Below are 11,745 nucleotides of genomic sequence, written 5' to 3'. Positions count from 1 at the left end.
GAGTGCGCGCGCCGTGCGGCTGGCGGGCCGGGTACGGGCGGGCGCACGGATCCTGGTGGACGAACCCCTGCTCTGGCATGTCGCCGCCGGGACGGTCCGCTCGCCCAGCCGCCTCGACCCGATCGCGGCCGTCCCGCCTGATCAACTCGCCCTGTCGCTCTGCCGGTTCGCCGCTGCGCTCCGCGACGCCGGGGCCGCAGAGGTCCTGATCCGGCTCCCGGTCACCTCCGACCCTGGGGCGCCCCCGGTCTGGGAGGTCGTCAGCGACCCCCCGCGAGGTGAGACGCCTCTCGACGGGGTGTGCCTGGCGACCGCGCCGCTGCACACAGCCCGGTCGCATGCCGCGCTGGATGCAGCCGGGACGGTCCTCGGTAACGGCGGGATCCTCCACCTGGAGGGTCTACCCGGCGGCGGCCCGCCGCCACGCACCGTGGCGGAGGCCGAGGACACCGCAGTGGGGCTGCTGGCCCTGCTCGACCGACTGAGCGCGCCCAGGTACTCGAGCCTGGACCGCGTCGTCCTCACGCCCACCGCCGAGGAGACCTCGACCGGTGAGGACCGTGCCGCGGCCGCCCTCCGGGGCGCCCGTCTGGTGGCCGAGACCACCCCGCGGGTGGCGGAGTAACAGACGACGCGGAGTAACAGAGAACGCGGAGTAACAGAGAACGCGGCGCTACAGCACCGCCATCGGCCAGAGGGTGTTGACGTCGGACGAGTCCTTGCCGGACCGCTCGAGGTACGCGACGAAGTCCCGCTGGCGCGTCTCGTGCCAGCTCGCCTGGCGCGCATTGACCTCCCGCCAGTCCGGACCCGACAGTTCCGGCTGTCCGCCGAGCATCTTCCACGCCAGCCGGGCGGCGGCGAGCGCATCCGCCGCGGCCTCGTGGGCGCTGTCGAGTCGTACCCCGTGTAGACCGCACAGGGCCTCGAGCGTCCGCTTGCCCTTCCGGTAGGGATCCACCGCGCGGTCCACGACGTACGGGTCGATCACGGGACCGAGGATCTCGAACGACGGGTCCCACCGTCGCAGGATCGTCAGGTCATAACAGGCGTTGAACACCACCAGCGTGCGTCCCTCGCCCCATCCCCGGCGGATGGCGGCCACCGTCTCGGCGATGACCTCGGCGTGGGGGCGGCCGTTCTCGCGGGCATGGGCCGTGGTGATGCCGTGGACCGCCGTCGCCCCCTCGGGAATCTCTATGCCCGGGTCGGCGAGCCAGTTCCGTTCCTTCTTGTGCTGCCCGTCTATCGCGATGAGGGCGGAGGAGACGACGTGGGCGGTCCGGGGGTCCGGGCCCGTGGTCTCGAGGTCGAACGCGAGCAGTCGGTTCCGGTCGATGGCGAGGGGTGGCTGTGTGTGGGTTGTCATGGGCTCACCGTAGGGCAGCGCTCCGACATCGAGGCCCCGCCCGGCATTACCCTGTCCTCGTGAGCCTTCCCGATGACAACAGTCAGCCCGTCGGCACGGGGGACATCCCGCCCGAGGTGCGGCAGGAGTGGACCGAGCTCGCGGAGACGGTCCGCGATCACCAGTTCCGCTACTACGTCAAGGACGCGCCCATCGTCTCCGACGCCGAGTTCGATCGGCTCTTCGACGAGTTGCAGGCGCTCGAGCTGAAGCACCCGGGGCTGCGGAGCGCCGATTCGCCGACCCAACTTGTCGGCGGTGGCTTCTCGACGGATTTCGCCCCGGTCGAGCACCTCGAGCGGATGACCAGCCTGGACAACGTGTTCTCCGAGGAGGAGCTGCGTGACTGGGTGGCCTCCGCCGTCGAGCAGGCGGGCGTGCCGGAGGACCGGCTGCCGTTCCTGTGCGAGGTCAAGATCGACGGCGTGGCCCTGGACCTGGTCTACCGGGACGGGAAGCTGGTCAGCGCCGCCACCCGGGGTGACGGGCGAACGGGGGAGGACGTGACCCTCAACGCGCGGACCATCGACGACATCCCGGTCACGCTCACCCCGTCGGACGACCGCCCGCTGCCCTCGCTCATCGAGGTGCGGGGCGAGGTGTTCTTCCGGCTCGAGGACTTCGCCGAGCTCAACGCCCGTCTCGTGGCCGAGGGCAAGGCACCGTTCGCCAACCCGCGCAACAGTGCGGCCGGGTCACTGCGCCAGAAGAACCCGGCCATCACCGCCCAACGCCGACTCGGCATGTACTGCCACGGTCTCGGCGCGGTCGAGGGCGCGACCTTCGAGAGCCTCCACGACGTCTACCTCGCCCTCGCCGAGTGGGGCCTGCCCGTCTCACCGCACACCGCGCCCGCCACCGGGGTGGAGGAGGTGGTCGAGCGGATGAGGTTCTGGGGTGAGCACCGCAGCGACCCCGAACACGAGATCGACGGGCTCGTGGTGAAGATCGACGACCGCGCGGTCCAACGCCGACTCGGCCAGACCTCCCGGGCGCCGCGGTGGGCGATCGCCTACAAGTACCCACCGGAGGAGGTCATGACGGAACTCCTGGACATCCGGGTCTCCGTCGGGCGCACCGGGCGGGTCACCCCCTTCGCCCACATGCAGCCGGTCACGGTCGCCGGCTCGACGGTCTCGTTGGCCACCCTCCACAACCAGACCGAGGTGATCCGCAAGGGCGTGTTGATCGGCGACACGGTGGTGATCCGCAAGGCCGGTGACGTGATCCCCGAGGTCCTCGGCCCGGTGGTCGAGCGGCGCGACGGTACCGAGCGCGAGTTCGTCTTCCCCGAACGTTGTCCGGAGTGCGATACGGTCCTGGCCCCGGCGAAGGAGGGCGACGCCGACTGGCGCTGCCCCAACCAGCGTTCCTGTCCCGCCCAGCTGCGGGAGCGGCTGTTCTATCTGGCCTCGCGCAACGCCCTGGACATCGAGGCGCTCGGGTACGAGGGCGCCTCGGATCTACTGACCAGCGGGGTGCTCGTCAACGAGGCCGGACTGTTCGACCTCACCGAGTCCGACCTGCTCAGGACAGACCTCTACACCCGCGTCGACAAGGCCACCCGCAAGCAGATCGAGGCGGGGGCCGAACCCGAACGCACCGTGCTCACCGAGAACGGTCGCAAGCTGCTGGCCAACCTCGCCACCGCCCGGGACCGACCGCTCTGGCGGGTACTGGTCGCGCTGTCGATCCGACACGTGGGCCCCACGGCCGCGCGCGCCCTGGCGACCCGGTTCGGGACCATGGAGGCCATCCGCGCCGCGTCCGAGGAGGAACTGGCGGAGACGGACGGGGTCGGGTCGACCATCGCGGCCTCGGTGGTCGAGTGGTTCGACGTCGACTGGCACCGCGAGATCGTCGACCGGTGGACCGCCGCCGGCGTCTCGATGGCCGACGAGCGTGACGAATCGATCCCGCGGACGCTCGAGGGCCTGACGATCGTGGCGACCGGCTCACTCGAGGGTTTCACGCGCGACGGCATCAAGGAGGCGATCATCGCCCGCGGCGGCAAGGCCTCCGGGTCGGTCTCCAAAAAGACCGACTACGTGGTGGTGGGCGACAACCCGGGATCGAAGGCGGCCAAGGCCGAGGAACTGGGCCTGACGATCCTCGACGAGGCGGGCTTCGTCGACCTGATGGACAACGGTCCGGCCGGGGCGGGGGCAGGGGACATGGACACGAAGGCGGACGTGGACGCGCAGGCGGACGTAGACCCTGAGTCGGACACGGAACCGGAGCAAACCGACCCGTGACCCCGGTGACGCCCCTCGCCCAGTTCCCCTGGCCGCTGTTCCTCGGAGCGGGCGTCGGTCTCGCGCTCGCGGTCGGTGGCTCCCTCCGTGGTCTGCGGGGCGAGGGTCCCGGGCGCCTCCTCTCGGTGTCGGCCTCCGCCGTGGCGGGGGCATCGACCGGAGCGTTCGCCGGACTGGTGTGGCTCTGGGTCGGCCCGATGTCGAACCCGGTCTCCTGCCTCTACTCCTGTAACGAAGTCGCGCAGTTCCTGTCGAACGAACAGTTCCGTCAGATCGTCCTCATGACGGACCTGGCATGGGCCCTGCCGGTCACGGCGTTCCTCTTCGCGGCGGTCGCGGTGTGGTCGTGGCGACGCGGACCCCGCCGCTGACCGACATCCGTGCCGGACCGGCGTCGAGGGAGCGGCGGGCCCGCCCGGTCAGCCGGCGTCGAGGGAGCGCAGGATTCCCGTGAGGTACCCCAGCCGAGCGACCTCGGACGGCCTGAACGAGGGACCGCCCGGTCGGCCCACCACGAGAATGTGCCCCGAGTTCAACGGCGCGGCCGCGAGCGAGGTGTCCATGGCCGTCCACTCCGCCGGCACGCCGTCGTCGTCGTCGTCCAGTGCGGTCACCCGCTCCAGGCCGCACAGCACGGAGACCTCGCCGCCCTCCCACATCGGTGCGGACTCGCCCCGCGCGATCAGACGGCACCGCGCGTCCGCGGTCACCTCCACGACCAGCGCCCAGCCGACGCGCAGCGCGGAAGGGAGCTCGTCGGCGAGCAGTTGGGAGGCCCCGGCACCCGCCCCGGCGACGGCGTCGATGAGTTCGAGTTCCCGATGGGCGTCGAGGATCCCGCCGAACGGCCGCAGGGAGTCCACCATCACGCCGTCCAGGCGCTCGGCGGCGGTGATGAGGGCGTCCGGGAAGGTGCCGTGCGGGACCTCCACGACGATGTCGTCGACGGCGACCCCGTCGAACCGGTCCACCACGTCGAGGCTGATGATGTCCGCGTCCACGGTCCCCAGCGCCACCGCGAGGGAGCCGAGACTGCCCGGTCGGTCGGGCAGCATGACACGGAGCAGATAAGACATGACGCCCATTGTGCCGCACGCATTCGGGCTGACTAGGCTGGGCCGGTACCGACCACGTCACGGAAAGGGGCAGGCACGTGACCTCGATCTCACGCGGGGACGTCGCGCATCTGGCCAGGCTCTCCCGCCTGGAACTGAGCGACTCCGAGCTGGACTCGTTCGCACAGCAGCTCACCGACATCCTCGACCACGTGCAGGCGGTGTCCGAGGTCGCCGCGGAGGACGTGCCCGCGATGAGCCACCCCACCGCGATCACCAACGTCTACCGCGACGACGTGGTCACGCCCGGCCTCACCCCGGAGCAGGCACTCGACCAGGCCCCGGCGGCCGACGAACAGCGCTTCGAGGTTCCGCAGATCCTGGGGGAGGACGCATGACCGAGCTCACCACCGCCACCGCCGCCGAGCTGGCCGGGCGGATCGCCGCGCGGGAGGTGTCCTCGGAGGAGGTCACCCGGGCGCACCTGGACCGTATCGGCGAGGTCGACGGCGAGATCAACGCCTTCCTCCACGTGGGTGCGGACGAGGCCCTCCGGGCGGCCCGGGACGTCGACACCCGACTGGCGGCCGGCGAGGAGCTCGGACCCCTGGCGGGCGTGCCCATCGCCCTCAAGGACGTGTTCACCACCACCGACGCCCCCACCACCTGTGGCTCACGGATCCTCGAGGGTTACCGTTCGCCGTACGACGCCACGGTCACCGCGCGACTGCGCGAGGCGGGGATCCCGATCCTCGGCAAGACCAACATGGACGAGTTCGCCATGGGGTCGTCGACCGAGAACTCGGCCTACGGCCCCACCCGCAACCCGTGGGATCCGAGCCGCACCCCCGGTGGTTCCGGCGGTGGCTCGGCCGCGGCGCTGGCCTCGCACCAGGCCCCGATCGCCATCGGGACCGACACCGGCGGGTCGATCCGCCAGCCCGCCGCGCTCACCGCGACGGTCGGCGTCAAGCCCACCTACGGGACGGTCTCGCGCTACGGGCTCGTCGCCTGCGCGTCGTCGCTCGACCAGGGCGGGCCCTGCGGCCGCACCGTCGAGGACACCGCGCTGCTGCACCAGGTCATCGCGGGGCACGACCCGCGCGACTCGACGAGCCTCGACGTGGCGGTCCCGGACGTCGTCGCCGCCGCCCGTGAGGGCGCGAAGGGTGACCTGACGGGCCTGCGGGTGGGCGTGGTCACGGAGTTCTCCGGCGAGGGCTACCAGCCCGGTGTCGAGGAGTCGTTCCGCGGCGCGGTGGACACCCTGCGCGACCTGGGTGCCGAGATTGTCGAGGTCTCGTGCCCCAACTTCCGCTACGCGCTGCCCGCCTACTACCTCATCCTCCCGTCCGAGGTCTCCAGCAACCTGGCACGCTTCGATGCCATGCGCTACGGCCTGCGGACCGGTGACGGGTCGGCCGACCAGGTCATGGCCGCCAGCCGCGAGGCGGGCTTCGGCCCCGAGGTCAAGCGCCGCATCATGCTCGGCACCTACGCCCTGTCGGCCGGGTACTACGACGCGTTCTACGGCCAGGCCCAGAAGGTGCGCACGCTCATCGCACGCGACTTCGACGCGGCCTACGAAAAGGTCGACGTCCTGATCTCGCCGACCACGCCGACCACCGCGTTCCCGCTCGGGGACAAGGTCGAGGACCCGGTCGCGATGTACCAGTTCGACCTGTGCACCCTGCCGCTGAACCTGGCCGGTCACTGCGGGATGTCCGTGCCGTCCGGTCTGGTGGAGGGCCTGCCCGCCGGTCTGCAGATCATGGCACCGGCACTCGCCGACGACCGTCTCTACCGGGTCGGGGCCGCCTACGAGGCCGCGAGAGGCGCGATAGCGTGACGACCGTCCCCGAGAGGGACGCATGGAAGGCGCTCGCGGCACTCGTCATCGGGTTCTTCATGATCCTGGTGGACCAGACGATCGTGGCGGTGGCCACCGACGCGTTCGTCACCCAACTCGGCGCCACGACCAACCAGGTCATCTGGGTGACCAGCGCGTATCTGCTCGCCTACGTGGTGCCGTTGTTGTTCACCGGTCGGCTGGGGGACCAGATTGGGCCGCGACGGGTGTCGATCGCGGGGCTGGCGCTGTTCACCGGCGCCTCCCTGTGGTGCGGGTTGGCGCCCGACATCGAGACCCTCATCGTGGCGCGGGTGTTCCAGGGCTTCGGCGCGGCACTGCTCACCCCGCAGTCGCTCAGTGTCATCACCCGGGTGTTCGCGCCCGCGCGCCGCGGCGCGGCCATGGGTGCATGGGGTGCGGTGGCGGGTATCGCCTCCGTGGTCGGCCCGGTCTTCGGCGGTGTGCTCATCGACGCGTTCGACTGGCGGTGGATCTTCTTCGTCAACATCCCGTTCGGTGTCCTCGCGGTGGTGTTGGTGTGGCTCTGGGTCCCGGTGCTGGAGACCAGGTCGCGCTCGTACGACATAGCCGGGATCGTCCTGTCCGCCGTGGGCATGTTCCTGCTGGTGTTCGGGATCCAGCAGGGTGAGGAGCACGGATGGGGCGGCACCACCGCCGGGTTCATCGCGGCGGGCGTGGCGGGTCTGACCGTGTTCGTGTGGTGGCAGTCCCGCGTCCGCACCGAGCCGCTCGTACCTCTACGACTGTTCCGGGACCGCAACTTCTCGATCGGCACGTTCGGCGTCTCGACGATCGGCTTCGTCACCGCCGGCACGATGGTGCCGCTCATGTTCTACCTCCAGGGGGTCAAGGAACTCAGCCCGACCCGCGCGGGGATGATGTTGCTGCCCATGGCCCTGATCGCGGGTGTTCTGGCGCCGTTGGTCGGACGCTGGGCGGATCGTCTCGATCCGCGGATCTTCACGGGCATCGGCTACTTCTCGTATGCGGTCTCCCTGTTCTGGCTCGCGCTGGTGATGGACGCCCAGACCTCGATCCCCGTCCTGCTCGGTCCGATCGCCCTCATGGGGGTGGCCAACGGGTGTGTGTGGGCGCCGACGTCGTCGACCGCGATGCGACGCCTCGAGTTGGCGTCGGCGGGCGCGGGATCCGGTGTCTACAACACCACCCGCCAGGTCGGGGCGGTGCTGGGGTCCGCCGCGATCGGCGCGGTGGTACAGGCCCGGTTCGTGGCCCACGGTGACATCGGCCAGGCGGTGGCCGACGCGATGTTCCTCCCCGCTGTTGTCGTCCTGCTGGGAGGTCTGGCCACCATGGCGTTCCGTACCGGTGAACAGTCGGTGAGCCCGGGGCGGTGACCGCCGCGATGCGGGGCGGGCGGACCTAGACTGCGGGGTAACCGAGAGGAGCTCGACGTGCGTATAGGTGTACTGACCGCCGGCGGCGACTGTCCGGGACTCAACGCGGTCATCCGCGCTTTGGTCCGCACCGCCAACTCGGAGTACGACTCCCCGGTCCTGGGGTTCCAGGACGGGTGGTCCGGGCTGGTGAACGACCGTGCCGTGCCGCTGTTCGACGACGAGGGCATCGATCGCATCCTGCTCCGCGGTGGCACGATCCTCGGAACCGGCCGACTGAACCCCGACATCCTCACTGCGAGCCTGCCGGTCATCCGCCAGACCCTCGAGCGGCACGCGATCGACGCGCTCGTCGCGATCGGCGGAGACGGCACGCTCAAGGCGGCCCGCTGGCTGACCGAGAACGGCATCCCCGTGGTGGGGGTGCCCAAGACCATCGACAACGACGTCGGCGGCACCGATTACACCTTCGGCTTCGACACCGCCGTCTCGATCGCCTCCGATGCCATCGACCGGCTGCACACGACGGCGGAGTCGCACGAGCGGGTCATGCTCGTCGAGGTGATGGGCAGGCACGCCGGGTGGATCGCACTGCACGCGGGCCTGGCGTCCGGTGCACACATGATCGTGATCCCCGAGGTCCCGTTCGACATCGACTACGTGTGCAAGGTGATGAAGCGCCGGTTCCAGATGGGGGAGGCGTACGGGATCTGCGTGGTCGCCGAGGGGGCCACGCCGGTCGAGGGTTCCGGCATGACGTTGCGCGAGGGAGGCAACGACCAGTTCGGCCACGAGGTGTTCACCGGGGTGGCCGACCAGATGGCCGCGGCGATCAAGGAGCGGATGAACCGCGACGTCCGGACGACCGTGCTCGGCCACATCCAGCGCGGCGGTACGCCGACCGCGTACGACCGCGTGCTCGCGACCCGTTTCGGGGTACACGCGGCGCACGCCGCGCACCGGGGGGATTTCGGGCAGATCGTCGCGCTCCGTGGGGAGTCGATCGAGATGGTGCCGGTAGAGGACGCGGTCGCCGTGCTCAAGACCGTCCCGGAGGACCGCTACCGCGAGGCCGCATGCCTCTTCGGCTAGATTGTTCCGCATGGAGTTCACCGAGGTCGTGTCACGTTTCGATCCCGTCATGGGCATGGAGGTGCACGTAGAGCTGCACACCAACACCAAGATGTTCTGCGGGTGTCCCACCGCGTTCGGGGCGGATCCCAACACCCAGGTGTGTCCGGTGTGCATCGGCCTGCCGGGCGCGTTGCCGGTGGCCAACCGCCAGGCGGTGGAGTGGGCCATCAAGATCGGTCTGGCGCTGAACTGCTCGATCGCGCCGTACAGCAGGTTCGCCCGGAAGAACTATTTCTACCCGGACCAGCCGAAGAACTACCAGATCTCGCAGTACGACGAGCCCATCGCCCACGACGGGTACCTCGACGTGCAGCTCGAGGACGGCAGCACGTGGCGCGTGGAGGTCGAGCGCGCGCACATGGAGGAGGACACCGGCAAGTCCACCCACGTCGGGTCCGCCACCGGTCGCATCCACGGCGCCACCCACTCGCTGCTCGACTTCAACCGCGCGGGCGTGCCGCTCATCGAGATCGTCTCCAAGCCGATCGTCGGTGCGGGGGAGCGGGCGCCCGAGATCGCGCGCGCCTACGTCACGACGCTGCGTGATCTGCTCCGGAGCCTCGACGTGTCCGACGTCCGGATGGACCAGGGCTCGATGCGCTGCGATGCGAACGTCTCGTTGATGCCGAAGGGCGCCACCGAGTTCGGTACCCGCACCGAGACCAAGAACGTCAACTCCCTCCGCAGCGTCGAGATCGCGGTGCGCCACGAGATGTGCCGCCAGGCGGACGTGCTCACCGCGGGTGACGAGGTCGTGCTCGAGACGCGGCACTTCCACGAGTCGGACGGCACCACCACCTCGGGCCGGCCGAAGGAATCGGCGGAGGACTACCGCTACTTCCCGGAGCCGGATCTCGCGCCCGTCGAGCCGACCGAGGAGCTCATCGAGGAGATCCGCGCGACACTGCCGGAGCTGCCGTGGGTGCGCCGCGCACGGGTCCAGGCGGACTGGGGCGTCTCGGACGAGGAGATGCGCGACCTCGTCAACGCCGGGGCCCTCGACCTGATCCTCGCCACGGTGGACGCGGGCGCACCGGCCGCCGAGGCCCGCTCGTGGTGGGTGTCGTACCTGACCCAGCAGTCCAACAAGCGTGGCGTCGCGCTCACCGAACTCGAGATCTCGCCGGTGCAGCTGGCGCGCGTGATCGAGTTGGTCGCCGAGGGCAAGCTCACCAACAAGCTCGGCCGCCAGGTCGTCGACGCCGTCCTCGACGGCGAGGGCGAGCCGGACCAGATCGTCGCCGACAAGGGCCTCGAGGTGGTGCGAGACGACTCGGCGCTGCAGAAGGCCGTCGACGACGCCCTGGCCGCGCAGCCCGACATCGCGGAGAAGATCCGTTCGGGCAAGGTCCAGGCCGCCGGAGCGATCGTCGGTGCCGTCATGAAGGCGACCCGCGGTCAGGCCGACCCGGCGCGCGTGAAAGAGCTGGTCATCGCGGCGTGCAACTGAAACTCGCACGGTAGCTGAATCGGCACGGTAGCGAAATCGGCACGGTACCTGAATCGGCACGGCCACCCACGCCGACTGACCATGGCTATGCGGACTGATCGCCCTCGGTCGCGTCATCAGGGCGGAGTCGCCGGTCGGTACCGGTGGCGTTCGGCCGGGTGGTGCCTGGCGGGTTGGTGAGGTGGCCGTCGTCGGCGGTGAGGCGGTCGAGGTGTTCTCGCCATTGGTGTTCGAGGATGTGGTTGCGTGCCTGGGCCAGGGGGCCGGTGGGGTTGGTGTGGTGTTCGTGGCCGGTTTCGGTGATGATGGTCAGCTCGCCGAGGGGGCCGGGGCGGTAGGCGCAGTGGCCGAAGGTCTTTTCGCGGTGGTGTTTGCGGCAGAGGCACATCAGGTTCCACTCGGCGGTGGGGCCGCCCAGTTCGGGGCGCCTGTGATCGAACGCGATGACGTGGTCGATCTCGCAATCGTGGGCGTCGACGGTGCATCCGGGGTGGCGGCAGGTCCCGTCGCGTAGTCGGATCCGTTCGGCCAGGGCCGGGGTGATGAAGTATTTGAGGAGTGCTTCGGGGGCGTCGAGGGTGCCGGGGGCGGGGTCGATGAGTTCGAACCGGACTGTGGCGTCGCCACCGGAGAGGATCTCCTCGCACAGCCAGTCGAAGCTGGCGTAGGCGCCGTTGACGAACTGGACCTGGTTGGGCAGTCCTTGGGCGATGGTGTTGATGACCGAGATGCGGACGGGCTTGTCGGTGCCCCACGAGGCGCCCAGCGGGGGCAGGTGTCCGCGGTCGCCGTCGACGGTGTTCGCGGTGTCCTCGGGGTGGTGTGCGGGGTCGGCGATGTCGGTGGTGTTGGGGTCGCCCAGGGCGATGAGGGCGTCGGCGCGGAGTTGGTTGCGGCTGCGGGGATGGCACAGGTCTGCGGCGGCACGGGCGGCGGCCTCGATGCGGCGGCGCAGCTTCTCGGCGTCGCCGGAGGGCAGGTTGGCCCACATGGAGGTCATGCCGTTGCGTCCGGGGCGGAACCGCACGGTCCGTTCTTCGGCGGCGGCGTCTGCGGCGTCCTGGGCGGCTTGTGGGGCGTGGCGTGCGACCGCGTTGTCGACGGAGGTGTCCAGTGCGGAGCGGCTGGGCCGGTGGCCGCCGGCAAGGGCCCGGGTGAGGCGGCCGATGACATCGGACTCGACGGCGCCGACGACCTCGTCGGGCACGCCGG

At 70.3% G+C, this 11,745-nt stretch carries 10 protein-coding genes and 1 pseudogene; 8 read left to right on the top strand and 3 right to left on the bottom strand.

Going from position 1 to position 11,745, the window contains the following annotated elements:
- Nucleotides 1-625: pseudogene (locus tag G6023_RS15155) on the top strand (cobalamin-independent methionine synthase); the annotation flags it as partial.
- A 48-nt stretch (nucleotides 626-673) separates the two neighbouring features.
- On the opposite strand, the gene G6023_RS15150 reads toward G6023_RS15155, so the two are convergent.
- Entirely contained in the window at nucleotides 674-1,369 is a 696-nt protein-coding gene (locus G6023_RS15150; protein WP_096905274.1) for an exonuclease domain-containing protein, read from the bottom strand.
- 59 nt (nucleotides 1,370-1,428) lie between these two features.
- On the opposite strand from G6023_RS15150, the gene ligA reads away from it, so the two are divergent.
- Complete coding sequence (gene ligA, locus G6023_RS15145; protein WP_347570786.1) at nucleotides 1,429-3,663, top strand: NAD-dependent DNA ligase LigA; 2,235 nt, start codon at nucleotides 1,429-1,431, stop codon at nucleotides 3,661-3,663.
- Complete coding sequence (locus G6023_RS15140; RefSeq protein WP_182636296.1) at nucleotides 3,660-4,034, top strand: hypothetical protein; 375 nt, start codon at nucleotides 3,660-3,662, stop codon at nucleotides 4,032-4,034. Before ligA ends, G6023_RS15140 begins: the two co-directional genes overlap by 4 nt.
- A 48-nt stretch (nucleotides 4,035-4,082) precedes the next feature.
- Here the strand turns inward: G6023_RS15140 and G6023_RS15135 are convergent, their stop codons facing one another.
- Entirely contained in the window at nucleotides 4,083-4,739 is a 657-nt protein-coding gene (locus G6023_RS15135) for an ACT domain-containing protein (protein ID WP_067718565.1), read from the bottom strand.
- A 77-nt stretch (nucleotides 4,740-4,816) separates the two neighbouring features.
- Here G6023_RS15135 and gatC point away from each other — a divergent pair, with 77 nt between their 5' ends.
- From gatC to gatB, 5 genes are read left to right on the top strand one after another with little or no spacing between them, the layout of a single operon-like run.
- Entirely contained in the window at nucleotides 4,817-5,116 is a 300-nt protein-coding gene (gene gatC / locus G6023_RS15130) for an Asp-tRNA(Asn)/Glu-tRNA(Gln) amidotransferase subunit GatC (protein ID WP_067718272.1), read from the top strand.
- Nucleotides 5,113-6,567: an Asp-tRNA(Asn)/Glu-tRNA(Gln) amidotransferase subunit GatA gene (gatA, locus tag G6023_RS15125; RefSeq protein WP_069389665.1), complete on the top strand. Its 1,455-nt coding sequence runs from the start codon at nucleotides 5,113-5,115 to the stop codon at nucleotides 6,565-6,567. The genes gatC and gatA overlap by 4 nt, the downstream gene beginning before the upstream one ends.
- Nucleotides 6,564-7,949 carry a DHA2 family efflux MFS transporter permease subunit gene (locus tag G6023_RS15120; protein ID WP_182636293.1) on the top strand — a complete coding sequence of 462 codons (1,386 nt, stop codon included), beginning with the start codon at nucleotides 6,564-6,566 and terminating at the stop codon, nucleotides 7,947-7,949. Before gatA ends, G6023_RS15120 begins: the two co-directional genes overlap by 4 nt.
- A 57-nt stretch (nucleotides 7,950-8,006) precedes the next feature.
- Entirely contained in the window at nucleotides 8,007-9,041 is a 1,035-nt protein-coding gene (locus G6023_RS15115) for an ATP-dependent 6-phosphofructokinase (protein WP_182636289.1), read from the top strand.
- A 10-nt stretch (nucleotides 9,042-9,051) separates the two neighbouring features.
- Nucleotides 9,052-10,533 (top strand): Asp-tRNA(Asn)/Glu-tRNA(Gln) amidotransferase subunit GatB, encoded by a 1,482-nt coding sequence (gene gatB / locus G6023_RS15110; RefSeq protein ID WP_067718563.1) that lies wholly within the window; start codon nucleotides 9,052-9,054, stop codon nucleotides 10,531-10,533.
- Nucleotides 10,534-10,618: 85 nt separating this feature from the next.
- On the opposite strand, the gene G6023_RS15105 is transcribed toward gatB, so the two are convergent.
- Nucleotides 10,619-11,745 (bottom strand): HNH endonuclease signature motif containing protein (locus G6023_RS15105; RefSeq protein WP_182636286.1); only part of this gene is annotated, 1,127 nt, incomplete at its 5' end.

The sequence above is a fragment of the Dietzia sp. DQ11-71 genome, from assembly GCF_014144995.1.
GTDB classification, from domain to species: domain Bacteria; phylum Actinomycetota; class Actinomycetes; order Mycobacteriales; family Mycobacteriaceae; genus Dietzia; species Dietzia kunjamensis.
Note: the sequence above shows the minus strand (reverse complement) of the source record. Positions and strands in the feature narration are given on the sequence as shown.